Here is a 25,437-nt window from a genome sequence, read left to right on the forward strand (position 1 = left end):
GGGGCTAGGCCGCCTCGGCGGTCGGCGGCACATAGGCCTGGCGCGCGGCACGCACCGCGCCGTGATGCTCGTCGGCCCAGCGCACCAGGGCGTCGAGCGGCTCCATCAGCGATTGCCCCAGCGGCGTCAGCGCGTAATCGACCCGGGGCGGGATGGTCGGGTGCACCGTGCGCGTCACCAGCCCGTCCTGCTCCAGCCGGCGCAGCGTCTGTGCCAGCATGCGCTGGGAGATGTCGCCGATCGTGCGCTTCACCACGGTGAAGCGCATCGCCCCCGGGGCCAACGTCCGCAGCACCAGCAGGCTCCAGCGGTCGCCGAGCCGGTCCAGCACATTGCGGATCGGACAGGGGTGCAGTCCGTCATCCACCAGCTTGCGCGCAACCATCGGCCGCTCCTCACTCCACGTCCCGGCATCGGTATCATATCGTAACCGACCGCTGAAACGGAACCGCCTCCAGATCTCGGGAGACCACCATTCGCACGGAAAGGTCGGCCTGCGCCGGGTCGGGCGCAGGCCGGGAAGGCCCCTAGCCCATCGCCGCTCGTCGCGACCGCCGGAGATCGGAGGGAACGCGGTCGCCTGTCGGCTTGGCTCCAGAATCACGACAGGACGGGCCGCGGGCAATCCCCCCAAAACACGGGATCTTGACAGCGCGGCCGGGTGGGACAGGGGCCAGCGAAGCCCATCGAACCGGTTGAAAAATGAAGGATATTTCACTGGGAACCCTGCCCCGACAAATCCTATTCCCTTGCCGAGAGCCCGCAGCAAGGGAGCTTTGAATCATGGCGGACACCCAAACCCAACATCGCGGCGGCGCCGGAAACTTCGCCCGGAACCGGGAGCGCGCGGCGGAAGCGGGTCGGAAGGGCGGCCAGAGGAGCGGCGGCAATTTCGCCAACGATCCGGCCCGGGCGTCGGAGGCCGGCCGCAAGGGCGGCCAGCAGAGCGGCGGCAACTTCAAGAACGATCCGGAGCGCGCGGCGGCGGCCGGCCGCAAGGGCGGCCAGGAGAGCGGCGGCAATTTCGCCAATGACCGGGAGCGCGCCGCCCAGGCGGGGCGCAAGGGCGGCCAGTCGGGCCACGGGACGCATTGACGACAGCGATGTGATGCCAGGGCAGGCTTGGGCCTGCCCTGCCCTGTCCAGGCCGGATGCGGCGCCGGCCGCTATTCCCTGACCGGTCGATCGGTCAATTCAATCTCCGCCCGCCGCCAATGCTCATCGGCATGGCCCTTGGGGCAGCCCTCTTCCCGCCAGATCTCGTGCGCGCGCTCGCGGATGCGATCCGTGTCGCCCGGACCATCCGGGGACACCGGCATCTCCTCGAAGGGCTCGTTGGGGTCGACCGTCCTGGTATCGGGGCTCTCGCCTCTGCTTCGCCTGGTCGCCATGGCTGTTCCTTCCTGGCCGTCTGCCAGGGAAACAGGAACCGGCAGCGGGAGGTTCCGGTCGCGATCCCGGAGTCAGAGGAAGCGATGGCCCGCCGCGGCGTCGGCGCAGGGCACCGGCTCGCACTGCAGGGTGACATGGCCGATGTCGAACCCCTCATGCAGCATCGTCCGGGCCTGGTCCAGCAGGGCCGGGATCGCGACGGTGTCGCCCGGCACCACCAGATGGGCGGTCAGCGAGATCCGGCCCCCTGTCAGGGCCCAGACATGCATGTCGTGGACGTCGGTGACGCCGGGCAGCGCCCGCAGCGCTTGCGCCACCGCCGCCGGGTCGATGCCGTCGGGCACGCCTTCGAGCAGGATGTTCACGCTCTGGCGCAGCAGGATCCAGGTGCGCGGCAGCACCCAGAAGCCGATCGCGACGGCGATCAGCGAATCCACCCATTCCCACCCGGTCAGCCGGATGACGATCGCGGCCACGATCACGCCGACCGAGCCGAGCAGGTCGCTCAGCACCTCGAAATAGGCGCCCTTCACGTTCAGGCTGGCGTCGCGCTTGGACCGCAGCATCCAGACCGAGAACAGGTTCACCAGCAGGCCGAGGCCCGCGATCACCAGCATCGCGGTGGAGTTGACCTCGGTCGGCTCGCTCAGGCGGCGCCAAGCCTCGTAGAGGATGTAGAGGGCGACGCCGAACAGCAACAGGGCGTTGAACGCCGCCGCCAGGATCTCGAACCGCTCATAGCCGAAGCTGCGCCGCGCATCCGGCGGCCGCCGGCCGATGCGGATGGCCACGATGGCGATGGACAGCCCGATCACGTCGGTCGCCATATGCGCCGCGTCGGAAATCAGCGCCAGGCTGCCGGTGACGAGACCGCCGACGATCTCCGCCACCATGAAACCCGCGGTGGGCAGCAGCGCGATCCACAGGCTGCGCTCATTGCCGTCGCGGTCGGCGCCGTGACTCCCGCCCATCCCTCAGCCTCTCCCTGCTCGACAGCCCAGCCGGCCCGGGACGGGGCCGGCCGGGGGTCGCGTCAGGCCAGGAGCGGCATCATCGCCGCCACCAGCGGATGGCGGACGATGTCCTGGGTGGTCAGCCGCACCACGGCGATGCCGTCCAACGGTTGCAGCCGTCGCGCCGCTTCCTCCAGTCCCGACAGGCCGGGCAGCAGGTCGGTCTGGTCGGGGTCGCCGGTGATGACCATGGTCGAATGCCAGCCCAGGCGGGTCAGCAGCATCTTGAGCTGCTGGAAGGTCATGTTCTGAGCCTCGTCGACGATGACGAAGCTGCGCGAGATGGTGCGGCCGCGCATATAGGCCAGCGGCGCGATCTCGACGATGCCTTCCTTGGTCATCTGGCGCACCTGCTTGGCGCCGAGACGGTCGGACAGCGCGTCGTAGATCGGGCGCATCCAGGGGTCCATCTTCTCGTTGATGTCGCCCGGGAGATAGCCGAGGCTTTCCCCTGCCTCGACCACCGGCCGGGTGATGACGATGCGGCTGACCCGCTCCGCATTCAGCGCCTCGACGGCCTTGGACACCGCCAGATAAGTCTTGCCCGTCCCCGCCGGCCCGAGCGCCAGGGTCATGGCATGGCCTTCGATCGCCTTCATCAGGACTTCCTGGTTGGCGGTCCGTGGCTTGACCGTCTTCAGGTAGCTCTGCTCCCGGAAATCATCATCAAATCCCTCGTTGATCGGGACGATACGGGCGGTGGAAGCGCTGCGTTTGACCATGGTACGTCGTCCTTTGCTCTCGCGTGCATCCTCGAAGAGAGGATCCCAGACACCGCCTCCTTCACAGGGAGATCTCATCGGCCGAGTGCTCCTTCGGGTCGGGTGGAACAGGACAGGTGGCGGATCGGAAGCCGACATCCAGACGCAAAAAACGCCCCGGCAAGGGGGCGTTCGAACGAATGTCGATGCTGAGTCTGGCCCAGGTCGGGGCTGGGAAGCGGTTGGTTATGCCAGGCTGCTGCCCCTTGCATGTCACCTTTCCGATCACAGACGACGGAAATCACGTCGTCGGATTCAGGGTCTCATCAACGCTCTTGCTGCACCAGCGAAAAGAACGAGCGACATCGAAAATTCATACCAATTGTGGCGGGCTTGCCGCGACTGAGAACCAGATCTAGCGGCTGCCACCAGGAAGCGCGTTGGTTCCGGTCGCCAGATCGATGAAGGCGCGCGCCGCCGGCGAGGTCTCGTCATGGCGCCAGGTCAGCCACATCGTGGTGAAGGCGCCGGGGTCGGTCAGCCGGCGGAACACCACGCCTTCGACCTGGATCCGCTGCAGCGAGGCGGGCAGCAGCGACACGCCCAGCCCGGCCGCCACCAGCCCGACGATGGTCGAGACCTCGCGCGCCTCCTGCCCCAGCCGCGGGCTGAAGCCGGCGTCGCGGCACAGGCCGATCATCTGGTCGTACAGGCTGGTGCCGGCGTCGCGGGGGTAGCAGACGAAGGATTCACCGGCGAGGTCGGCCAGCGGCATCGGTGCCGGCGCCCCGGCGGCGAGCGGATGGTCGGCCCGCAGCGCCACCACCAGCGGGTCGCGGAACAGCTCACGCACCGCCAGCGTGTCGGGCACCGGCGGGAAGGTCGGGTTGCGCAGGAAGCCCACCTGCAGCCGCCGTTCGGCCAGCGCCTCGATCTGCTGCCGGGTGGCCATCTCCTGCAGTTCCAGATGGACGTCGGGATAGGCCTGGCGGAAGGCGAAGATGGTCTGCGGGATCAGCGTGGTGAAGGGCGCCGAGGCGGTGAAGGCGATGCGGACCTGGCCGATCTCGCCGCGCTGGGCCCGGCGCGCCACCTCGACCGCCCGGTCCGCCCCGGCCAGCACCAGCCGCGCCTGGTCCACGAACAGCCGCCCGACCTCGGTCAGCGCCACCCGGCGGTTGGTGCGCTCGAACAGCCGCGCGCCGAGTTCGTCCTCCAGCGCCTGGATCTGCTGGCTGAGAGGCGGCTGCGAGATCCCCAGCCGGGCGGCGGCGCGGCTGAAATGCAGCTCCTCCGCCAGGGCCACGGCGTAGCGCAGGTGCCTCAGCTCCATCCGATCATTCGCCAAGCCTATCAAACATGCCGTGAAACATATTGGACAGTATCAATCGGGGTGGCCATGTTTTTGTAGAGACTGGGCGCTGTCTGTCCGCCGCCCGCCTGGAGACCTTCCGTGACCCGATCGGCCGGCGCCACCGCGCTTCCCCTGCCCCCCGCCACCCCAACGATGCCGGCGATCACCGCCGGGGTCGTCGCGGCCGAGGACGTCGTCGCCTATATCGAGCACGGCATGGCGGCGTTCCACCGCACCAATCTGGCCCTGTTCGCCGCCGGCTTCTCGACCTTCGCCCTGATGTACTGCGTGCAGCCGCTGATGCCGGTGTTCACCCATGTGTTCCAGGTCGGGGCGGCGGAAAGCAGCCTGTCGCTGTCGTTGACCACCGGCACGCTGGCCTTCGCCATGCTGGTGGCCAGCGCCCTGTCCGAGGCCTGGGGCCGCAAGCCGGTGATGGTGGCGTCGCTGTTCGCCTCGGCGGTGCTGACCAGCCTGGCGGCGCTGATGCCGTCCTGGCACGGGCTCTTGGTCCTGCGTGCGCTGATGGGGCTGACGCTGAGCGGCCTGCCGGCGGTCGCCATGGCCTATGTCAGCGAGGAGATGCATCCGCGCTCGGTCGGCCTGGCCATGGGGCTGTTCATCGGCGGCAGCGCCCTGGGCGGGCTGGGCGGCCGGCTGATCGCCGGCGTGCTGACCGATTTGGTGTCCTGGCGGCTCGGCCTCGGCGTGGTCGGGCTGACCGGCCTGGTCGCCGGATTCGTGTTCTGGCGCAGCCTGCCGCCCTCGGCCCATTTCCGGCCGCGCCCGCTGCGGCTGCGGCCCCTGCTGTCCGCCTTCGCCGACCATCTGCGCGACCCCGGCCTGCGCTGGCTGTTCCTCGAGGGCTTCCTGCTGATGGGCGCCTTCGTCACCCTCTACAACTACACCGGCTTCCGTCTATTGGCGCCGCCCTACGGGCTCAGTCAGACCGCCGTCGCAGCGATCTTCGCGGTCTATCTGATCGGCATCGTCGCCTCGGTCTGGGTCGGGCACCTCGCCGGGCTGCTCGGCCGCCGCCGGGTGTTCTGGGCGCCGATCGTGCTGATGCTGGCCGGCGTCGCCCTGACCCGGAGCGACGGGCTGTGGCCGATCATCGCCGGCATCGCGGTGTTCACCTTCGGCTTCTTCGGCGCCCATTCGGTGGCCAGCAGTTGGGTCGGCCGCCGCGCCCTGCAGGCCCGCGCCCAGGCGTCTTCGCTGTACCTGTTCTTCTACTATCTCGGGTCCAGCGTGGTCGGCTCGCTCGGCGGCCTGGCCTGGACCGGCTGGGGCTGGCCCGGCGTCACCCTGCTGATCGGCGGGCTGGCCCTGGCGGCGCTGGCCGTCGCCCTGCGACTGACGGTGCTGCCGCCACGGCAAAGTCAAGGATAAGCCTTGGCCGTGCCATTGACTTTCGCCGCGCCACCTGTATCCTTTTACTGTAAATTATAAGATTGTAGTCATTTTTACACTGGTCTTCAGCGTACCTCCCGGCCACCAGCCAATATTTCCGACAGGGAGCGTCCATGTCCGTCACGGTGCGCCTGGGCGTGACCAGGCGAGGACTGCTCAGCTCCACCGCAGCATTGCTGCTGACGGCATCCACCATCCAGGCCAGGACCATCGGCGGCGGCCTGCCCTGGGCCCCCGATGCCGGTAATCCACCAACCCCCATCTGGCCCGCGCCCTGGGCTTTCTTCACGCCCGAGGAGGCGACGGCGGTCGAGGCCGCGATCGAGCGGCTGATCCCGAACGACGCCCTGGGGCCGGGCGCGCGCGAGGCCAGCTGCGCCATCTTCATCGACCGGCAGCTCGCCGGGTCCTACGGGTCGTCGGAGCGGCTGTACGTGCGCCCGCCCTTCGCCGAGGGCACGCCGCAGCAGGGGCTGCAATCCCCGCTGACGCCGGCCGCCCGCTACCGCGTCGCGCTGGCCGCGCTCGATACCTATTGCCGGACCGCCTATGTCGGCCGGATCTTCGCCAGGCTGGGGCCCGAGGAGCGGGACCTGGTGCTGCAAGAGCTGGAGAGGGGCACGGTCAGGCTCGACGGCACCGACGGCCAGGCCTTCTTCGAGATGCTGCTGCAGAACACCATGGAAGGCTTCTTCGCCGACCCGATCCATGGCGGCAACCGCGACATGATCGGCTGGAAGCTGGTCGGCTTCCCCGGCGCTCGCTACGACTACCGCGACCATGTCACCAAGCACAACCAGCCCTATCCGCTGCCGCCCGTGAGCATCACCGGCCGGGCGGAGTGGGTGCAGCCGAGGCGATGACATGGCCAGGAGTCTTCCACCAACTGATGCCGTGATCATCGGGCTCGGCTGGGCCGGGTCGATCATCGCCAACGAGCTGACCGACGCCGGGCTGCACGTCGTCGCCATCGAGCGCGGCCCGTGGCGCGACACCGCCACCGACTTCGGCATCGGCTACATCCAGGACGAGCTGCGCTACGCCCTGCGCCAGGACCTGTTCCTGCGGCCGGCGCAGGAGACCTTCACCTTCCGCAACAATGGCGACCAGACGGCGCTGCCGATCCGGCAGTTCGGGTCGGTCCTGCCGAGCAGCGGCGTCGGCGGGGCCGGCGTCCACTGGAACGGCATGACCTGGCGCTTCAACCCGACCGATTTCCACCTGAAGAGCCATCTGACCGAACGCTACGGCGCCGCCGGGATCCCGGAGGAGCTGGCGATCCAGGACTGGGGCGTGGGCTATGACGAGCTCGAACCGTCCTTCGACAAGTTCGAATACCTCGCCGGCATTTCCGGCAAGGCCGGCAACATCCAGGGGCGGATCCAGGAGGGCGGTAACCCCTTCGAAGGCCCGCGGGCGCGGGACTACCCGCTGCCGCCGTTGCCGATGACCTATGCCCCGACCCTGTTCGCGGAGGCGGCGCGGTCGATCGGCCACCACCCCTTCCCGACCCCGGCGGCCAACGCCTCGCAGGCCTACACCAACCCGCTGGGCGTCACCATGGGCCCCTGCACCTTCTGCGGCTTCTGCGAGGGCTTCGGCTGCGCCAACTACTCCAAGGCCAGCGCCCAGACCACGGTGCTGCCGGTGCTGGTGCGCAAGCCGAACTTCACCGCCCGCACCGAATGCGAGGTGCTGAAGATCGACCTGACCGGCGACCGCCGGCACGCCGCCGGCGTGACCTATGTCGACAGCTCCGGCGAGGAATGGTTCCAGCCGGCCGAGCTGGTGATCGTCACCGCCTCGATGCTGCACAATGTGCGGCTGATGCTGCTGTCGGGCATCGGCACGCCCTACGACCCGCGCAGCGGCGAGGGTGCGGTCGGGCGCAACTACGCCTGCCAGACCAACGCCTCGGTCGCGCTGTTCTACGACAACAAGATCCTGAACCCGTTCATCGCCGCCGGCGCGCTGGGCCAGGTGGTGGATGCGTTCAACGGCGACAATTTCGACCATTCCGGCCTGGGCTTCGTCGGCGGCGCGTCGATCAGCTGCAACCCGACCAACGGCGGCCCGATCAGCACCCGTCCGGTGCCGCCGGGCACGCCGCGCTGGGGATCGGCGTGGAAGAAGGCGACGGCGGAGAGCTATCTGAGGGCCACCGCGGTCACCACCCAGGGGTCGAGCTACGCCACCCGCGGCAACGCCCTGGACCTCGACCCGACCTACACCGACCGCTTCGGCCGCCCGCTGCTGCGCCTGACCTTCGACTTCCCGGCCAACGACCTGAGGATGTCGGCCCATGCCACCGACCGGGCGATGGAGATCGCGCGGGCGATGAAGCCCAAGCAGGTCATCGCGAACCCGCGCAAGGGGCCCTATTCGATCGTCCCCCACCAGACCACCCACACCGCCGGCGGCGCGATCATGGGCGCGGACCCCGCCACCAGCGCCGTGAACCGCTACCTGCAGAGCTGGGACGTCCCCAACGTCTTCGTGGTCGGCGCCTCGGCCTTCCCGCAGAATCCCGGCTACACCCCGACCGGCACCGTCGGGGCGCTGGCCTATTGGGCGGCGGAGGCGATCCGCACCCGGTACCTGAAATCCCCCGGCCGGCTGGTGCGGGCATGAGGGCCGCGATCGCCGGCGCGGCCATCGCCCTGGCGCTCGGCATCGCGGCGGCCCGGGCCGACGACCATGCCTTCGAGACGGTCGAGAAGGGCCGCTACCTCACCATCCTGGGCGGCTGCGCCGCCTGCCACACGGTGCCGGGCGGCACCCCTTTTGCCGGCGGCCGGGCGATCGAGACACCGTTCGGCGACGTGCTCGCCACCAACATCACCCCGGACCGCGAGACCGGCATCGGCGGCTGGACCGACGACGAATTCGTGCGGGCGCTGCAGGAGGGCATCGGGCGCGACGGCGAACACCTGTACCCGGCCCTGCCCTACACTGCCTACACCAAGGTCGAGCGCGACGACCTGCTGGCGATCCGCGCCTATCTCGACACGCTGGACCCGGTGCGCAATCCGGTGGAGCCGAACCAGCTGTCCTTCCCCTTCGACATGCGGCTGGGCATGCGCGGCTGGAACCTGCTGTATTTCACGGCCGGGCCGCTGAAGCCGCGGCCGGACAAGCCGGCGGAGTGGAACCGCGGCGCCGCTCTGGTCGAAGGCCTCGGCCATTGCGGCAGCTGCCATACGGCCAAGAGCTGGTTCGGCGGCGACGACACCGGCGCGCCGCTGCGGGGCGGCGCGCTGCAGGGCTGGTTCGCGCCCGACATCACCGCCGACCGGCATGTCGGCATCGGCGACTGGTCGACGGCGCAGATCGTCGAATATCTCAAGACCGGCCGCAACGAGCGGGTCGCCGCCTCGGGCCCGATGGCCGAGGTGGTGGCGTTGTCGACCTCGCGGATGACCGATGCCGACCTCGCGGCGATCGCCACCTATCTCAAGGACCAGCCGGGGGCGGGCGCGACCGGCCCGCGCCCGCTGGCCGCGACCGACAAGCGGATGGTGGCGGGCCAGGCGATCTATGCCGACAACTGCTCGGCCTGCCACCAGGCCTCCGGCGAAGGCATCCCGCGGCTGTTCCCGGCCCTGAAGGGCACCGGCAGCGCCCAGTCGGCGGACCCGACCACGCTGATCCGGGTGGTGCTGCAGGGCAGCCAGGCGGTCGTCACCGATGCGGCGCCGACCGCCCCGGCCATGCCCGCCTTCGGCTGGCGCCTGAACGACGACCAGACCGCCGCGGTCATCACCTATCTGCGCAATAGCTGGGGCAACGCCGCGCTTCCGGTCCGCACCGGCGACGTGCGCAGCCTGCGCCGCACCCTGTCGCAGCGGTCGGATTAGGCCGGCGCCAGCCCGGCGGCGAGGTACAGCCGGGTCATGCGCCGCAGCTCGGCCAGGGCTTCGTCGCGCGACTCCAGGTCCGGCTCGACGCTGAGCAGGGCGGCCGCCTTCATCTGCTGCAGCACCGCCACGGCCATGGCGGCGGCCCGCGGCGGCGGCAGGCCCGGTGCATGGAGGGCCAGGATCCGGGCGATGGCCCGCCGCATCGCGTCGCGCAGCTCCGACGGCGGGGCCGTGGCCTCGCGCCGCGCCTCGAACAGCACCATCACCGCGCGGCGCTCATCCTTCAGCCCGACCAGCAGGTCGATCAGCGCATCCGCCAGGTCGGGGGCGGCGAGCGCGGCCGCGCCGGCCGTGATCGCGCCGAGCCCGGCCTCGACCTGTTCGGCGTATTGCGCCAGCAGCGCGTCGGCCAGCGCCTCCTTGCTCGGGAAGAACTGGTAGAGCGAGCCGATCGACGCCCCGGCGCGGGCCGCGATCTCGGTCATCGTCGCCGCCTCGTAGCCCTTCTCGGCGAACACCAGCGACGCCGCCTTCATCAGGGCGGCGACACGCAGCCGGCCACGCTCGCGCTGAGGCGACCGCGCCGTGGTGGCATCGGCCGTTGACTTTTGTGAGGACATGCTCATAAAACTATTTGCGAGGCATTCCTCATATTCCCACAGGCGGCTCCAGCCGTCCATCCAGCGCGCCCGCCGCGCCGGACAGGACCGTCATGGCAGAAGGCGAACACCGATGACGACATTCGATCCGCGGACCACCGCGCTTGTCCTGATCGACCTGCAGGCCGGCATCCTGGGCATGCCGCTGGCGCCCCGCCCGGGCGCCGAGGTGCTGGCCGCCGGCAAGGCGCTGGCCGCCCGCTTCCGCGCCGCCAGCGCCCCGGTCTTCCCGGTCCGCGTCGGCTGGTCGGCGGATTTCGCTGACGGGCTGACCCAGCCGGTCGACCGGCCGATGGCGCGCCCGGCCGGCGGCCTGCCCGCCGGCTGGAGCGACCTCGCCGAGGGCGTCGCCGCGCCCGGGGACGTCGTCATCACCAAGCGGCAGTGGAGCGCCTTCTACGGCACCGAGCTGGACCTGCAGCTGCGCCGGCGCGGCATCAGGACCATCGTGCTGGGCGGCATCGCCACCAATTTCGGGGTGGAATCCACCGGCCGCAGCGCCTGGGAGCACGGCTATGCGGTGGTGTTCGCCGAGGATGCGATGACCAGCATGTCCGCGGAGATGCACGGCTTCGCCATCGACGCTATCCTGCCCCGCATCGGAGTCGTCTCCCGGGCTGCGGACATCGTGCTCGACCAATCCTGAGACGGAAAGCGAGGCTGCTGTGGTTTCCGTGAACGGCCCGGCTCTGCCGGTCCTGGCCAGGCTGCCGCGTGCCGGGCAATGGGCGATCCTGCTGGCCGTCTCGGCCGTCGTCGCCGGTCTGCTGGAGGCAGCGGCCCTGCCAGCCGCCCTGCTGCTGGGGCCGATGATCGCCGGCATCCTGGTCGGCACCGGCGGCGGCACCATCCGGGTGCCGCGGGCCCCCTATTTCGGGGCCCAGGCGATCATCGGCTGCCTGATCGCCGGGGCAATCACCCCGTCGATCCTGGCGACCTTCCTGGGCGCGTGGCCGCTGTTCCTGGCGGTGGTGCTGTCGACCCTGGCCGCCAGCAGCGGCCTCGGCTGGCTGATGAGCCGCTGGCAGGTGCTGCCCGGCACCACCGGCGTCTGGGGCTCCTCGCCCGGGGCGGCGTCGGCGATGGTGCTGATGGCCGAGGCATTCGGCGCCGATGCCCGGCTGGTCGCCTTCATGCAGTATCTGCGCGTGGTCTGCGTCGCCACCGCCGCGTCGCTGATCGCGCGATTCTGGGTCGACACTTCGGGCACAGCACCACCCCCGATCGTGTGGTTCCCGCCGATCGAGGCAGTGCCGTTGCTCGGGACGCTGGCCCTGGCAGGCATCGGCGCGACGGTCGGCCGGCTGCTGCGCATCCCCGCCGGCCCGCTGCTGGTGCCGCTGGTGGCCGGGTCCGTGCTGCAGGCCACCGGCACGATCGACATCGCCCTGCCGGAATGGCTGCTCGCCGTCGCCTATGCGCTGATCGGCTGGAGCATCGGCCTGGGCTTCACCCGCACGGTGCTGGTGCACGCGTCGCGCGCGCTGCCGCAGATCCTGCTGTCGATCCTGCTGCTGATCGCCTTCTGCGGCGGCCTGGCCTTCATCCTGGTCCGGACGCTGGGGGTCGACCCGCTGACCGCCTATCTCGCCACCAGCCCCGGCGGCATGGATTCGATCGCCATCATCGCCGCCGCCAGCGATGTCGACCTGCCCTTCGTGATGGCGCTGCAGACCGTGCGCTTCGTCCTGGTGGTGCTGCTGGGCCCGACCGTCGCCCGCTTCATCGCCCGGCGGTCGCCGCACGCCGCCATTCGCCTTTAGGTGGCCGCCTTTAGGTGGCCAGGGCCTTCAGCCGCGCCAACTCGTCCAGGAAGCGCTCCGCCGCCAGGTCCGGCGCCCAGGGCTCCCAGGCGGTGCCGCCATAGGTGGGCAGCAGGGGGTCGTCCTCGACCGGCTGGAACCGGATCTTCAGCACGCGCCACACCTCGGCCCGGGTCCAGCCGACGACATGGATCGCCTCGGTGGCCGCGGCCACCCGGTCGGCGCGCTTGTGGAAGGCCTTCTGTTCCGCGGTCCAGCGCTGCAGGCCGTAGCGCTGGAACACCGCATCCTCGAGCCGCATGGTCAGGTCGCGGAACTCCTGGCCGAGGAACGGCTTGATCACCGACAGCGGGTCGAAGCCCAGCAGCCCCTCATCGGCGTCGTGCAGCAGCTCGCGCAGTTCCGCCAGCGGCGACAGAGGGGCCGGCGCCCAGGCCCGGCACAACGCCAGCACGGCCAGCGAATGCTGGGCGACGGAGAGCGGCAGCGGCCAAGCGGAATGCCCGCCCCAGCGATAGGTGCGGGCCAAGCCGAGGGCGAGGTCGCGATCGTCCCAGTCGAACGGCGTCGGGTTCAGCAGGTCCAGCCGTTTGCCCGAGGGCAGCCGGACCCAGGCCCGCGCCGCCACCGTCCGTCCTTCCCAGCGCATCCATCCCCCCGCTTCCGGCCCACCCGGTTTCCGGGTAGCACCGAAGCCCGCGCAGCGCCAGGACCGGCGTTCCAGGGAACGCCGGTTACGCCGGTCAGGCGGCGCTTGGCGGAGAGATCAGCCCTTGATCCCGTTCGGCCGGGCCTCGAGCCGCGCCCAGTTGCGCACGATCGCGCTGGGCGGCCCGTGGCGACGGGTGAATTCCGATTGCGACATGCGCATGCCGCGGCACAGGATCTCGGCGCGCAGGGCCGCCTGCACGCAGGAGTGCCGGGTCGCGGGGTTGCGGCGGGGTTCGGCCGAAAGATCCATCTCGATGACCTCCCTTACCGGAAGCACGGTCTCGATGTCGTTCGCAGCCTGGGGCGGGGAAGGCAATTCACGATCATCCGCCCTCATCAGGGCCGGGCTCGTGCTCGGGCGCCTGCGGTGCTGACCAGCCATGGCGATTCCTCCAGCGGCTCTTGTCTTTGCGACGTCTCGCGGGTTGCATGCCCCGCTTTTGCGTCGAGATTGTCGAACAGGTGAAAAACCGACCTCTGCATGTCCATCGGCGATGCGATGGAATCCGGTGAACCGCAATCGGTGCCGGGGGACGGCACCAAACCAACGAACACGCAACAGCGAGGGCTTAAGGCGTACCGCTTTCGGCGGTGCCCTCGCGGGTCGACTTCGACCTGCAGGGTCGGCACTTTGCGCCAGCGGTTTGGCCTCGACAAGGAAAATCATCAGCAAAGACATTTTGTTACGTGTTGATGACGGACGAACCGCCGCACTTCTCGCAACCGCCGAAATGCGGTATCGCCGCACCATCCGATGGTCGATCCGCAACCGCCTCGACACGCTCGCTTTTCGCGCCTGGCCGCCGCCGCCCTGACGGCCTTCCATCCCCTGTCGAGGCCACCCGCATGGGCACCACCGCTGTAGATCGGGACCGGCTGCTCGATCATCCCTCCTTCCCGGTGTTCTGGGCGGCGCGGGTGCTGTCGGCCCTCGCCTTCCAGATGTCGGCCGTCGCCATCGGCTGGCTGGTCTATGCCCGGACCGGCAGCGCCTACAGCCTCGGCCTGGTCGGCCTGTTCCAGTTCCTGCCGATGGTGGTGCTGACGCTGCTGGTCGGCCACGTCGCCGACCAGTACGACCGGCGCCGGATCGTCCAGATCTGCCAGCTGGTCGAAGGACTGACGCTGGCGGTGCTGGCGGTCGCGATCTTCGACGACTGGCTGACCATCCCCGGCGTCTTCGCGGCGGTGCTGGTGCTGGGCGCCGCCCGGGCCTTCGAGCAGCCGACCATGGCGGCGCTGCTGCCGGCGCTGGTGCCGGCCGTGGCGCTGCCGCGGGCGCTCGCCATCTCCTCCTCCGCGGTGCAGACCGCGACGATCATTGGCCCGTCGCTGGGCGGGCTGCTCTATGCCGTCGGCGTCACCGCGCCCTTCGTGATCGCCGCCGTCTTCTTCCTGGCGGCCTGCGGGCTGATGACCTTCATGCGGCTGCAGCGGTCGGTGCCGCGGCGCGAGCCGCCAACGCTGCGGTCGGTGTTCTCCGGCATCGCCTTCATCCGCAGCCGGCCGGTGATCCTGGGCAGCATCTCGCTCGACATGTTCGCGGTGCTGCTGGGCGGGGCGACGGCGCTGCTGCCGATCTACGCTCACGACATCCTGCAGACCGGGCCCTGGGGCCTGGGCCTGCTGCGCTCGGCCCCCGCCGTCGGCGCCCTGACCATGTCGGCGGTGCTGACCCGGGTGCCGCTGCGCCGCGGGGTCGGGCGCAAGATGTTCGCGGCGGTGATCGTGTTCGGCGCCGCCACCGTGGTGTTCGCCGCCTCGACCAGCCTGGTGGTCTCGCTGGTGGCCCTGGCCGTGCTGGGCGCGGCCGACAATGTCAGCGTGGTGATCCGCAGCTCGCTGGTGCAGCTGCTGACGCCGGACGAGATGCGCGGGCGGGTCAGCGCCGTGAACTCGCTGTTCGTCGGCACCTCGAACCAGCTCGGCGAATTCGAATCCGGCATGGCGGCCGGGCTGCTGGGCGCGGTGCCGGCCGGCGTGCTCGGCGGCATCGGCACCATCGTCATCGCGCTGCTGTGGATGCGGCTGTTCCCGGGCCTGCGCAAGACCGAGACGCTCTCGGGCTGACCGACCGTTCAGGGTTTCCGCCGGCGCGCGCCCGCCTTGGGCGGCGGGCGCAGCGCCGCCAGCCAGGCCTCGACCGCCGCCGCCAGATCCCTGGTCGGCAGCACCAGCGCCGGCACCTTGGCGTCGTGGATGTTGCGCAGCACCGATTTGGCGCCGCGGATCTCCAGCGCATAGAGGTTGCCGGTGATCGGCTCGCCGCCCTCCCCGGCCGCGGCCAGGCGGGCGGCCACGCCCTTGGTCCAGGCGGCGTCGCCGCGCAGGTCGGTCTCGAGGAAATCGGCCAGGATCGGCGCCGCGGTGCCGGGCACGATCCGCGGCCGGCCCTGGGCGTCGCGGGTGATCTCGATCATGTCCTCGGTCTCCCCGGTCAGTTCGGGAACGCGGTGTTGATGGCGTCCTGCCCACGGCGCTGGATGGTGCCCATCCTGATCTCGAAGGCGCGGCCGCGCCCATCTCGGCAATACCCGTCGCCAGTTGCGCCGTCAGGCGCCGAAGGCCCGAGCACGCCCCACGCCGGATGCGCCCCGGTCTGGTGCTCGTAGGCGTAGAGGACGGAGCGCAGGATCGCCTCGGCCGGGCAGTCGTCAGGATAGAAGGTCGAGCGCTTGCGCCGGCCGTTGCTGTAGATCACCGAGGCGTCGTAGATGTCGCCGCCGCGATGCGCGGTCTCGTCCACCCGGTCGACCGCGCCGGTCGGCAGCGACACGGCGCGGGAGTGATAGCCCTTGGGGTCGCCGTTGCGGCCGAGCTCGCCGCAGAAGATATGGCTGAGATTGACCTGCGGGTCGCTGCGGCTCCACAGCCGCTTGCCAGCGTCGCTGCAGTCGATCGGGGCGGCCGCCACCGACTCGCGCGCCAACGGCAACAGCAGCAGAACCAGGATGAAGCAAATCCGACCGATCATGAGGTCTCCCGGCCACAGGACAGCGCGAAATCCTAACCCCCTCCGCCCCGCCGCGCCACCGGGTTGCGCGACAGGCGGTCCGCCGGTCCTGGGGGCGCCAGCCCATCCTCCTGTCAGGATCTGTCAGGAGGAGGCTGCTTTCCCCTTGACTGGATTGTTCCCGGTATGTTCGAGTTCGCCATTGTCCTTGATCCGATGGCAGATGGCTGCGGCCGGGCGCAAGGTCGGGCAAGGGCGGGCGGCGGGGCCGGGAGTCGCTTTTCGTCCCTGCCCGCCCCATATTGCACCTCGGCGTATCCGGACGGCCGGACGCTCTTCCCGCACGAGTGATTTCTGGCGATGCACAAGTTCATCAGCGTCCGTGGCGCGCGCGAGCACAATCTGAAGAATGTCGACGTGGATCTGCCGCGCGACCAGCTGATCGTGATCACCGGCCTCAGCGGCTCCGGCAAATCCTCGCTGGCCTTCGACACCATCTATGCCGAGGGCCAGCGCCGTTACGTCGAGAGCCTGTCGGCCTATGCCCGCCAGTTCCTCGAGCTGATGCAGAAGCCGGACGTCGATTCGATCGAGGGCCTGTCGCCAGCGATCTCGATCGAGCAGAAGACCACCAGCCGCAACCCGCGGTCGACCGTCGGCACGGTGACCGAGATCTACGACTACATGCGGCTGCTGTTCGCCCGCATCGGCGTGCCCTATTCGCCGGCCACCGGCCTGCCGATCGAGAGCCAGACGGTCAGCCAGATGGTCGACCGGGTGATGGCGATGGGCGACGGCACCCGCCTCTACCTGCTGGCCCCGATCGTGCGCGGCCGCAAGGGCGAGTACCGCAAGGAGCTGCAGGAGCTGCGGGCCCGCGGCTTCCAGCGGGTCAAGGTCGACGGCACGATGTACGAGATCGAGGACGTGCCGGCCCTCAACAAGAAGCTGAAGCACGACATCGAGGTGGTGGTCGACCGCCTGGTGGTGCGCGACGACCTGGGCAACCGCGCGGCCGATTCGATCGAGACCGCGCTGGGCCTGGCCGAGGGGCTGGCCATCGCCGAGAACGCCGAGACCGGCGACCGCACCCTGTTCTCGTCGAAATTCGCCTGCCCGGTCTCGGGCTTCACCATCCCGGAGATCGAGCCGCGGCTGTTCTCGTTCAACAGCCCGCACGGCGCCTGCCCGGCCTGCGACGGCCTGGGCGCCAAGCTGGTGTTCGACCCCGAGCTGGTGGTGCCGGACGACAGCAAGTCCCTGGCCAAGGGCGCGGTGGCGCCGTGGGAGGGATCGTCCTCGAAATACTACCACCAGACCCTGGACGCGATCGCCGCGCATTACGGCGCCAGCACCACCACGCCGTGGCGCGACCTGCCGGAGGTGGTGCGCAACGCGATCGTGCACGGCTCGGGCAAGGAGTCGATCGTCTTCCGCTACGATGACGGGCTGCGCACCTACAAGACCGAGAAGCCGTTCGAGGGGCTGATCCCGAACATGGAGCGGCGCTTCCGCGAGACCGACAGCGCCTGGACCCGGGAGGAGCTGGGCAAGTACCAGAGCACCCAGCCCTGCGAGACCTGCGGCGGTGCCCGCCTCAAGCCCGAGGCGCTGGCGGTGAAGATCGACGGGCTGCATGTCAGCCAGGTGGCGGAGAAGTCGATCGCCGAGGCCGGGCAGTGGTTCGCGGCGCTGAACGCCAAGCTGTCGGCCAAGGACCAGGAGATCGCCTATCGCATCCTGAAGGAGATCAACGAGCGGCTGACCTTCCTCAGCGCCGTCGGCCTGACCTACCTGACCCTGGCGCGCGGCTCCGGCTCGCTGTCGGGTGGCGAGAGCCAGCGCATCCGGCTGGCGTCGCAGATCGGCTCCGGCCTGACCGGCGTGCTCTATGTCCTCGACGAGCCGTCGATCGGGCTGCACCAGCGCGACAACGAGCGGTTGCTGGGCACGCTGAAGCGGCTGCGCGACCTCGGCAACACCGTGCTGGTGGTCGAGCATGACGAGGATGCGATCCGCAGCGCCGACTATCTCGTCGACATGGGGCCGGGCGCCGGCGTGCATGGCGGCGAGGTGGTGGCCCATGGCACGCCCGAGGAGGTGCTGCGCAACCCCGCCAGCATCACCGCGCAGTACCTGACCGGGGTGAAGCGGATCGAGGTGCCGACCCAGCGCCGACCCGGCCACAAGGGCCAGGTGCTGCGGGTGGTCGGCGCCCGCGGCAACAACCTCAAGAACGTCACCATGGAGGTGCCGCTGGGCACCTTCACCTGCATCACCGGCGTGTCCGGCGGCGGCAAGTCGACGTTGGTGATCGAGACCCTGTACAAGACCCTGGCCAAGCAGCTGATGGGCGCGCACGAGCATCCGGCGCCGCATGACGCGATCGAGGGCATCGAGTTCCTCGACAAGATCATCGACATCGACCAGTCGCCGATCGGCCGCACCCCGCGCTCGAACCCTGCCACCTACACCGGTGCCTTCACCCCGATGCGCGACTGGTTCGCCGGGCTGCCGGAGGCGAAGGCCCGCGGCTACGGGCCGGGCCGCTTCTCGTTCAACGTCAAGGGCGGCCGCTGCGAGGCCTGCCAGGGCGACGGCGTGATCAAGATCGAGATGCACTTCCTGCCCGACGTCTATGTCCAATGCGACGTCTGCAAGGGCCATCGCTACAACCGCGAGACCCTGGAGGTGCTGTACCGCGACAAGTCGATCGCCGAGGTGCTGGACATGACGGTCGAGGAAGGGGCGGAGTTCTTCCGCGCCGTGCCGTCGATCCGCGACAAGATGGAGACGCTGCACCGGGTCGGCCTGGACTACGTCAAGATCGGCCAGGCCGCGACCACCCTGTCGGGCGGCGAGGCGCAGCGGGTGAAGCTGGCCAAGGAGCTGTCGCGCCGCGCCACCGGCAAGACCGTCTACATCCTGGACGAGCCGACCACCGGCCTGCACTTCGACGATGTGCGCAAGCTGCTGGAGGTGCTGCACGAGCTGGTCGACCAGGGCAACACGGTGATCGTGATCGAGCACAATCTCGAGGTGATCAAGACCGCCGACTGGATCGTCGACATCGGCCCCGAGGGCGGCGACGGCGGCGGCGAGATCATCGCCGCCGGCACGCCGGAGGATGTGGTGCGGGTCGAGCGCAGCTACACCGGCCGGTACCTCGCGCCGTATCTGGAGCAGGCGAAGCAGAAGCGGCGGGCGTGAGCGCCCCCTTCCCCGGACAACGGCTTCCCAGATCCGGCGCAGCCGAGTACGATGGTCGGGATCGATCCCTCATATCGCGTCGCGGTTCGGGTCCCTGATCCGGCGGTCGGCGCAGGAACGGGAGGCCGTCATGAAGCTCATCATCCTTGCTGCCGTGGCGACGCTGGTGGCGTCACCCGCCTTCGCCTGCCCGTACAGCGCGCAGGCTCAGGCCCAGGGCGGGCAGAGCCAGATCCAGGCCCAGTCCGGCCAGTCGCAGATCCCGCAGACCCCACCGCCGGCGACCGACAAGAAGAGCTAGGCGCGCGGAGCCGACCGCCGCGGCCTCGCTCGGTCGGCGACCGAGGATAGCCAGACATCGTCCGGCAGCCGGGGCACTTTGCCCGTGACCGCATCGGGCGTCCTTGCGGCCTGCCCATGGGGGCGGGTCTCGGCGAAGCCTTGCAGAACCGGTTCACGAAGGGAGCCCGCGCCCCGCGGTCGTTCACGGGCGAGGGCCGCGCCGTGCTCCCGGCCGCCGGATGTGCAGCCGCCGGCCCCTTGTCCTGCAGATCAGGACGAAGTTCACAATCTTGGATTTTATAGATCTGGATCCAACGATGGGAGCCATCTGGACCTACCGGCCAGGGCGGATTGCTGGCATCCTGGCTTCAGTTCGGACGGCGATGGGAGGACTGGCCCCAGGATTTCGCCACCGAACCTTTTGAACCCAGTGTCACCCGGGTCCCGTCCTGGCACGGATGGATGCCGGCCGGCAGATTTCGCCGGTTCCGGGCGGGATCCCCACCCGAGGAGGCAGGTTATGTGCACGGATTTTCTGTTGCTGGCGGGTGATGCCAGCGTCGTCAACGGGCGCAGCATGGAGTTCGGCTCGGATCTCAAATCCGAACTCCTGATCGGCGGCCGCGGCACGCCGAAGCAGAGCGGCGCTCCCGATTTCGGGCAAGGGCTGAGCTGGACAGCCAAACACGGCTATGTCGGCATGAACGCCCGTGGCAGCCATATCATCACCGACGGCATGAACGAGGTCGGGTTGAGCATCGGCGCCCTGTGGCTGCCGGGCACGGAGTACACCCGGACGGTCGCCACCCCATCGAGCGCCCTGGCCGTCGACCTCTTCACCAGCTGGGTGCTCGGCACCTGCGCCACCGTCGACGAGGTGAAGCAGAAGCTGAAGGGGGGCGATGTCGCGGTGTGGGGCAGCCTGCTGCTGCAGGAGGAGATGCCGCTGCACTTCCCGGTCCACGACCAGGAGGGCCGCAGCATCGTCATCGAATTCATGGGCGGCGAGACCCAGATCTACGACAACCACGTCGCGGTGCTGACCAACGCCCCGCCTTTTCCCTGGCACCTGACCCAGATCGACACCTATGTCGGGCTGAAGGCGGAGGATGTCGAGCCGATCAGGATCGGCGGCCAGGAGTTCAAGCCGCCCGGCCATGGCAGCGGCATGCTCGGGCTGCCCGGCGATTCGACGCCGCCCTCGCGCTTCATCCGCACCGTGTTCCAAAAGCATTTCGCGACCCGGCCGGCGAACAGCGAGGCCGCGTGCAACCTGGCTCTGCACCTGCTCAACACCGTCGACATCCCGGTGGGCACAAGCGTCTCCCGGCCGGGCCTGATCAAGAAGTCGGAGGACGATTACACCCAATGGGTGGTGGTCAAGGCGCTGACCGAGAAGGTCTTCAACTTCCGCACCTACGACAACCCGACAATCATGCAGGTCGACCTCAAGAAATTGGATCTGTCGATCCCCGGCGAGCGGCTGCATCCGCTGCCGCCGAAGCCGGTCTCGATCGACATCACGCCGACGCTCCGGCCCCAGTAGGAGGACGACGTGCTCGCGCCGGTCGTCATCGCCCTGGCGGCGGGACGGCCGGCGCCCGCTGGGCCACCAGGACGGCGCCGGCCGTGATCATCGCCGCGGCGAGGCCGAGCATGGCCGGCGGCGCCTCGCCCAGCAGCAGGATGGCGATGGCGGCCCCGGCCACGGCGCCGACCGAGCCGATCTGGCTGAGATAGACCGGCCCGGCCAGACGCTGCAGCACGAAGTACAGCACATACATCGCCGAGAAGGTCGCGACCTGCGCCGCCAGCAGCGCGAGCACGACGGCGTTGTCCGTCGGGAACGCGATCGGCAGGCCTGCAGCCCCGGCGCCGGCGAACAGCAGCAGGGCGGCGCCGAGCAGCATGCCGGGCGCCAATGCCAGCGACGACACGCCTGCCGGCCAGCGCAAGGTGCGGTAGATGTTGCCGGCCGCGACCACGACCGGGGTGGCCAGCATCGCCACGACCCACAGCAGGTCGACATCCGGCTCGGCCGATTTCGACAGGGCCAGGGTCAGCGCGCCGGCCAGGCCGAAGCCGACCCCGAATGCCCGCGCGGCCCGGAACCGCTCGATCCGGGCGAACAGCGCCATGGCGTAGGTGTAGAGCGGCGGGAAGGCGAAGGACAGGGCGGCGAAGCCGGCGCCGACATGCGGCACGGCCGAGAAGATCAGCGCGTTCGGCAGGGCGATGCTGAGCAGCCCGGACACCAGGAAATACTCGATCGTGCGGCGGCGCAGCGGCGGTGCCTGACCGCTGGCGACGGCCAGTGCCGCCAGCACCAGCCCGGCGCCGAGCACCGACCACAGCAGGAAGGCCAGCGGCGCAACCCCCGCGGCGACCGCCAGCTTCGCCAGGTTCGCGGTCAGCCCGATCAGCGAGCCGACCAGCACCAGGCAGGCGATCGGAACCAGGCGGCCCACCGGCATGGACGGAACAGCGGCAGCAACCAACTCGACCTCCCTCCAGAATCCGGCGCCAGGTGAAGCGGCGCCAAGAGGAAATATCTCGATCAAAAGAATCTTTTCGTCAAGATATATGATGTCGAGTGATCACGACACGGGTCCTCAAAACGCGAAGGGAACTGGCAGAGCCAGGGCCTGGGCCAGGCCGTCGCGGAAGGTCGCGATCGGCAGGGCCAGCCGGCCGGCCGGGGGGCGATGCAGCATCCAGCAGCGCACCTGCGGCCGGAACTCCGGGGCGTCGATCACCTCGACCGCCCCTTGCCAGCGGCTGTCGGCGAAGGCGGCCGGGGTCAGGACCCCGATCCCGAGCCCGCGCGCCACCAGCGACATCCTGAGGTCGACGCTCAACGCCTCGATCCCGACGCGGAACGGCAGGCGCGCCGCCTCGAAGCGCTGCCGGATGAAGGCGCGGAAGCCGCAGCCGCTTTCATTCATGATCCAGGGGAACCGCGACAGGTCGGCCAGGCTGGCCGGACTGGAAATGCCGAGCCCCGGCGCCGCGACCAGCAGCACCGGCTGGGTGCCGAGGTCCTCGGCCACCAGATCCTCCGGCGGGCTGGCGCCGTCCACCAGGCACAGGGCGGCGGCATCCAGCTCGCTGCGCGAGACCTGTTCCACCAGCCGCGGCGACCAGCCGGAGGTGATGCGGAGCGTCAGCTGCGGAAAGGCCTCGCGCAGCTGGTCGAGCGGCACCGACAGGGCCGCCTCGGACAGATACGGCATGACGCCGAGCCGGAACTCGCCCCGCACCTCGCCATCCGGCGCCACGCTCGACCTGAGATCCTCGACCGATCGCAGCACGCGGCGCGCCTGCTCATAGGCCTCGCGGCCGGCCGCGGTCGGCTTCAACGGCTTCGACTGGCGGTCGAGCAAGGCCGCGCCGAGGCCGTCCTCCAGGTTCTGCACTCGCCGCGTCACCCCCGGCTGGGTGAGGTTCAGGCGCGCCGAGGCCGCGACGATCGAGCCGGTCTCGACCACGGCGATGAAGGCCTCCAGGTCCGGAATGTTCATGCCAGATCCGCATAATCTTTATAGGGACAATTGAATTGTATCATCTTGATAATGGTGAATAAAGATTGCACTCAATATGCCGATCAATCATCGAGGCGATCCCATGTCGGTCACCAGCGAGACCATCGTCACGGCCCCGGGTGGAACGGAGGTGGGCCTCACCCGGCCGCTCATCCTGCTGTTCGCGGTGTCGGTCGGCATCATCGTCACCAATGTCTTCGCGCCGCAGACGCTGGTTGGCCTGATCGGGCCGGCCTTCGGCCTGACGACGGCCGGCAGCGGGCTGGTCGCCACGGCGACACTGCTGGGCTATGCCGCGGGGCTGTTCCTGCTGGTGCCCCTGGCCGACCTGGTCGAGAATCGCTGGCTGATCGTCCGGATGCTCGGCTGCGCGGCGGCCTGTGCCGGGCTGGTGACGCTGGCGCCGACCGCCGCCGCCCTGCTGGCGATCCTGTTCCTGCTCGGCGCCGCATGCTCCGCCATCCAGATCCTGGTGCCGATCGCCGCGTCGATGGCGCCGCCGGAGCGCCGCGGTCGCGTCATCGGCGACGTCATGAGCGGGCTGATGGTCGGCATCCTGCTGTCCCGGCCGCTGGCGAGCGCCGTGGCCGACGGGTTCGGCTGGCGCGCCTTCTACGCCGGCAGCGGCCTCGTCATGGGCCTGCTGACCCTGGTCCTGGCCCTGCGCCTGCCGCGGCGCCGGCCGGCGGGCCGGATCGGCTATGCCGCCCTGATCGCCTCGCTGTGGCATCTCCTGCGGACCGAGACGGTGCTGCGGACCCGGGCACTGACGGCGAGCCTGGTGATGGCGGCGTTCAGCGCGTTCTGGACCGCCGTGGCTCTGCGGCTGGCGCAGCCGCCCTTCGAGCTGAGCCAGCGCGGCATCGCCCTGTTCGCCCTGGTCGGCGCCGGCGGCGCGGCGGTGACACCGCTCTTCGGCCGGGCCGGCGACCGGGGCTGGACCCGGCCAGCGACGGTCGCCTCCCATATCGCCATCGTCGTCGCCTTCGCCGGAGCCGCCTGGGGCGGCGCCGGCGCCGGCGCCGCCGGCGTCGGGTCCTTGATTCTTCTCGTCGCAAGCGCCGTGCTGCTCGATGTCGGGGCGACCGGCGACCAGATGCTCGGCCGGTACGCGATCAACCAGCTGCGGCCGGAAGCGCGCGGCCGCCTGAACGGCCTGTTCGTCGGCTTGTTCTTCCTCGGCGGGGCCGCCGGCTCGGCCCTGGCCGGCATCGCCTGGTCGATCGGGGGATGGCCGCTGATCTGCCTGATCGGTGCCGGTTTCGGGCTGGCGGCCCTGGTGGTGGATATCCTCGGCCGGGCACGCTGATCCCGTCACGCCGCCTCGGGCAGCGCCGCCAGCCGCGGCACCGCGGAGCCTGAGATCACCAGCGCCTGGATGATGAAGCCGAGCACGGCGACGGCCAGGCAGGCGGCGGCGCCGTGGCTGCCGCCGACCAGGGCGCCGATGGCGGCGCCGAGCGGGCGAGAGCCATAGGTCGCCATGGTGATGATCGCCGAGACCCGACCGAGCATCGCCGGCGGCGTCACCGCCTGGCGCAGGGTGGTCGAGGCGATTGTCCACAGGATCGGGCCGGCCCCGAACAGGAAGAAGGCGAGGCCGGCGACCAGCGCCGAGGGCACCCAGACTGTCAGCAGCATCAGCAGGGCGCCGGCGAGGCCGCAGAACGGCCCGATCAGCAGCACCGTCCCGAACGGCAGGGCCCGGGCGACCCGCGGCGCCGCCAGGGCCGCGAGGACCATGCCGACGCCGTAGACCGCCAGCGTGGCGCCGACACCGGCGGCGCTGAGGCCGAGATGGCCCACCGCATAGGGGACGTAGATCGCCTGCAGCACGAACCAGCCGATGTTGAAGAACACCGCGGTCAGCAGCACCGGCCGCAGCAGCGGATGGGCCAGGACGAAGACCGCACCCTCGCGCAGGTCATGCAGGATGTGCCGGGGCGGCGGCGCCGGGCGGACGGGTTCGCGGATGCCGCGCAGCAGCACCACCGCCAGCACCGACAGCGCCGCCGCGGCGGCGAAGGCCAGGCCACCGCCGGCCCAGGCCACCAGCGCGCCGGCCAGGGCCGGGCCGGCGGCGAAGGCGGCGCTGCGCGCCAGCTCTATCCGCCCGTTCGCGGCCGGCAGCGCCGCGCGCGGCACCAGGTCCGGGATCAGCGACGGCGCCGCCACGCTGTAGGCCACCGTGCCGGCAGCGCCGAGGAAGCCCAGCGCCGCCAGCAGACCCAGGCTCAGGCCACCGGTCTCCGCCAGGATCAGGATGGCGATCAGCGACAGCGCCCGCAGCGCCTCGGCCGCCGCCATCAGCCGACGGCGCGAGGATCGGTCGGCCAGGAGGCCGGCCGGCAGCGACAGCAGCAGGAAGGGCAGCGTCTGCACGGTCTGCAGCAGGCCGGTGCCGCCGGCCCCGGCGCCGAGCGCGAGCACGGCGACGATCGGCGCGGCGGCCAGGCCGATCTGCTCCGCCGACTGGGCGGCCAGGTTGGACCAGGCCAAGCGGCGGAACGGTAGGGATAGCGGCGGGATGGCGGTCGGGGACATGGCGCTCTCGCGGCGGGTCGGTGACGGGACCGCAACCATC

At 70.1% G+C, this 25,437-nt stretch carries 25 protein-coding genes; 12 read left to right on the top strand and 13 right to left on the bottom strand.

Features of this window, described 5'->3' with window-relative positions:
* Window positions 1-4 precede the first annotated feature (4 nt).
* Window positions 5-385: a winged helix-turn-helix transcriptional regulator gene (locus E9232_RS13210; RefSeq protein WP_309794592.1), complete on the bottom strand. Its 381-nt coding sequence runs from the start codon at window positions 383-385 to the stop codon at window positions 5-7.
* Window positions 386-783: 398 nt separating this feature from the next.
* Here E9232_RS13210 and E9232_RS35825 point away from each other — a divergent pair, with 398 nt between their 5' ends.
* On the top strand, window positions 784-1,095 hold the full coding sequence (locus E9232_RS35825) for a con-10 family general stress protein (protein WP_374710615.1): 312 nt from the start codon (window positions 784-786) through the stop codon (window positions 1,093-1,095).
* A gap of 71 nt (window positions 1,096-1,166) precedes the next feature.
* Here the strand turns inward: E9232_RS35825 and E9232_RS13225 are convergent, their stop codons facing one another.
* From E9232_RS13225 to E9232_RS13240, 4 genes are all read right to left on the bottom strand, one after another.
* Entirely contained in the window at window positions 1,167-1,391 is a 225-nt protein-coding gene (locus E9232_RS13225; protein ID WP_309794593.1) for a DUF2934 domain-containing protein, read from the bottom strand.
* A gap of 72 nt (window positions 1,392-1,463) precedes the next feature.
* Window positions 1,464-2,363, bottom strand: a complete 900-nt coding sequence (locus tag E9232_RS13230) for a cation diffusion facilitator family transporter (protein ID WP_309794594.1) — start codon at window positions 2,361-2,363, stop codon at window positions 1,464-1,466.
* A 62-nt stretch (window positions 2,364-2,425) separates the two neighbouring features.
* On the bottom strand, window positions 2,426-3,127 hold the full coding sequence (locus E9232_RS13235) for a PhoH family protein (protein WP_309794595.1): 702 nt from the start codon (window positions 3,125-3,127) through the stop codon (window positions 2,426-2,428).
* Window positions 3,128-3,521: 394 nt separating this feature from the next.
* A complete protein-coding gene (locus E9232_RS13240; RefSeq protein WP_309794596.1) occupies window positions 3,522-4,439 on the bottom strand; it encodes a LysR family transcriptional regulator in 918 nt (305 codons plus the stop codon).
* Window positions 4,440-4,559: 120 nt separating this feature from the next.
* Between E9232_RS13240 and E9232_RS13245 the strand changes: the two genes are divergently transcribed.
* From E9232_RS13245 to E9232_RS13260, 4 genes are all read left to right on the top strand, one after another.
* The gene (locus tag E9232_RS13245; RefSeq protein ID WP_309794597.1) at window positions 4,560-5,852 is read left to right on the top strand and encodes an MFS transporter; all 1,293 of its coding nucleotides are present in this window, start codon (window positions 4,560-4,562) and stop codon (window positions 5,850-5,852) included.
* A 134-nt stretch (window positions 5,853-5,986) separates the two neighbouring features.
* Complete coding sequence (locus E9232_RS13250) at window positions 5,987-6,736, top strand: gluconate 2-dehydrogenase subunit 3 family protein (RefSeq protein ID WP_309794598.1); 750 nt, start codon at window positions 5,987-5,989, stop codon at window positions 6,734-6,736.
* Between the two features lies 1 nt (window position 6,737).
* Window positions 6,738-8,504, top strand: a complete 1,767-nt coding sequence (locus E9232_RS13255; protein ID WP_309794599.1) for a GMC family oxidoreductase — start codon at window positions 6,738-6,740, stop codon at window positions 8,502-8,504.
* Window positions 8,501-9,730, top strand: a complete 1,230-nt coding sequence (locus tag E9232_RS13260; protein ID WP_309794600.1) for a c-type cytochrome — start codon at window positions 8,501-8,503, stop codon at window positions 9,728-9,730. Before E9232_RS13255 ends, E9232_RS13260 begins: the two co-directional genes overlap by 4 nt.
* Here E9232_RS13260 and E9232_RS13265 read toward each other — a convergent pair.
* Window positions 9,727-10,359 (bottom strand): TetR/AcrR family transcriptional regulator, encoded by a 633-nt coding sequence (locus E9232_RS13265; RefSeq protein WP_309794601.1) that lies wholly within the window; start codon window positions 10,357-10,359, stop codon window positions 9,727-9,729. The two genes, E9232_RS13260 and E9232_RS13265, sit on opposite strands and share 4 nt — an antisense overlap.
* 106 nt (window positions 10,360-10,465) lie before the next feature.
* Here E9232_RS13265 and E9232_RS13270 point away from each other — a divergent pair, with 106 nt between their 5' ends.
* Entirely contained in the window at window positions 10,466-11,038 is a 573-nt protein-coding gene (locus E9232_RS13270) for a hydrolase (RefSeq protein ID WP_309794602.1), read from the top strand.
* Between the two features lie 28 nt (window positions 11,039-11,066).
* Entirely contained in the window at window positions 11,067-12,155 is a 1,089-nt protein-coding gene (locus E9232_RS13275) for an AbrB family protein (RefSeq protein ID WP_309794603.1), read from the top strand.
* A gap of 10 nt (window positions 12,156-12,165) precedes the next feature.
* Here the strand turns inward: E9232_RS13275 and E9232_RS13280 are convergent, their stop codons facing one another.
* Window positions 12,166-12,804 (bottom strand): phosphohydrolase, encoded by a 639-nt coding sequence (locus E9232_RS13280; protein WP_309794604.1) that lies wholly within the window; start codon window positions 12,802-12,804, stop codon window positions 12,166-12,168.
* Between the two features lie 117 nt (window positions 12,805-12,921).
* Complete coding sequence (locus E9232_RS13285) at window positions 12,922-13,203, bottom strand: hypothetical protein (protein WP_309794605.1); 282 nt, start codon at window positions 13,201-13,203, stop codon at window positions 12,922-12,924.
* Between the two features lie 509 nt (window positions 13,204-13,712).
* Here E9232_RS13285 and E9232_RS13290 point away from each other — a divergent pair.
* Complete coding sequence (locus E9232_RS13290) at window positions 13,713-14,936, top strand: MFS transporter (RefSeq protein ID WP_309794606.1); 1,224 nt, start codon at window positions 13,713-13,715, stop codon at window positions 14,934-14,936.
* An 8-nt stretch (window positions 14,937-14,944) separates the two neighbouring features.
* Here E9232_RS13290 and E9232_RS13295 read toward each other — a convergent pair whose 3' ends face one another.
* Complete coding sequence (locus E9232_RS13295) at window positions 14,945-15,286, bottom strand: hypothetical protein (RefSeq protein WP_309794607.1); 342 nt, start codon at window positions 15,284-15,286, stop codon at window positions 14,945-14,947.
* 17 nt (window positions 15,287-15,303) lie between these two features.
* A complete protein-coding gene (locus tag E9232_RS13300) occupies window positions 15,304-15,840 on the bottom strand; it encodes an EndoU domain-containing protein (protein ID WP_309794608.1) in 537 nt (178 codons plus the stop codon).
* Window positions 15,841-16,179: 339 nt separating this feature from the next.
* On the opposite strand from E9232_RS13300, the gene uvrA reads away from it, so the two are divergent.
* The 3 genes from uvrA (at window position 16,180) to E9232_RS13315 (ending at window position 20,857) form a co-directional block, all read left to right on the top strand.
* Window positions 16,180-19,029 carry an excinuclease ABC subunit UvrA gene (gene uvrA, locus E9232_RS13305; RefSeq protein ID WP_309794609.1) on the top strand — a complete coding sequence of 950 codons (2,850 nt, stop codon included), beginning with the start codon at window positions 16,180-16,182 and terminating at the stop codon, window positions 19,027-19,029.
* 130 nt (window positions 19,030-19,159) lie between these two features.
* A complete protein-coding gene (locus E9232_RS13310; protein ID WP_309794611.1) occupies window positions 19,160-19,330 on the top strand; it encodes a hypothetical protein in 171 nt (56 codons plus the stop codon).
* 501 nt (window positions 19,331-19,831) lie between these two features.
* On the top strand, window positions 19,832-20,857 hold the full coding sequence (locus E9232_RS13315; RefSeq protein WP_309794612.1) for a linear amide C-N hydrolase: 1,026 nt from the start codon (window positions 19,832-19,834) through the stop codon (window positions 20,855-20,857).
* A gap of 25 nt (window positions 20,858-20,882) precedes the next feature.
* Here the strand turns inward: E9232_RS13315 and E9232_RS13320 are convergent, their stop codons facing one another.
* Together E9232_RS13320 and E9232_RS13325 are read right to left on the bottom strand one after the other, a co-directional pair.
* The gene (locus tag E9232_RS13320) at window positions 20,883-21,809 is read right to left on the bottom strand and encodes a DMT family transporter (protein WP_309794613.1); all 927 of its coding nucleotides are present in this window, start codon (window positions 21,807-21,809) and stop codon (window positions 20,883-20,885) included.
* A 114-nt stretch (window positions 21,810-21,923) separates the two neighbouring features.
* Window positions 21,924-22,832, bottom strand: a complete 909-nt coding sequence (locus E9232_RS13325) for a LysR family transcriptional regulator (RefSeq protein ID WP_309794614.1) — start codon at window positions 22,830-22,832, stop codon at window positions 21,924-21,926.
* A gap of 103 nt (window positions 22,833-22,935) precedes the next feature.
* On the opposite strand from E9232_RS13325, the gene E9232_RS13330 reads away from it, so the two are divergent.
* Entirely contained in the window at window positions 22,936-24,162 is a 1,227-nt protein-coding gene (locus tag E9232_RS13330; RefSeq protein ID WP_309794615.1) for an MFS transporter, read from the top strand.
* Window positions 24,163-24,167: 5 nt separating this feature from the next.
* Here the strand turns inward: E9232_RS13330 and E9232_RS13335 are convergent, their stop codons facing one another.
* A complete protein-coding gene (locus E9232_RS13335; protein WP_309794616.1) occupies window positions 24,168-25,397 on the bottom strand; it encodes an MFS transporter in 1,230 nt (409 codons plus the stop codon).
* Window positions 25,398-25,437: the final 40 nt, after the last annotated feature.

Source organism: Inquilinus ginsengisoli, from assembly GCF_031453975.1.
Lineage (GTDB): Bacteria > Pseudomonadota > Alphaproteobacteria > DSM-16000 > Inquilinaceae > Inquilinus > Inquilinus ginsengisoli_A.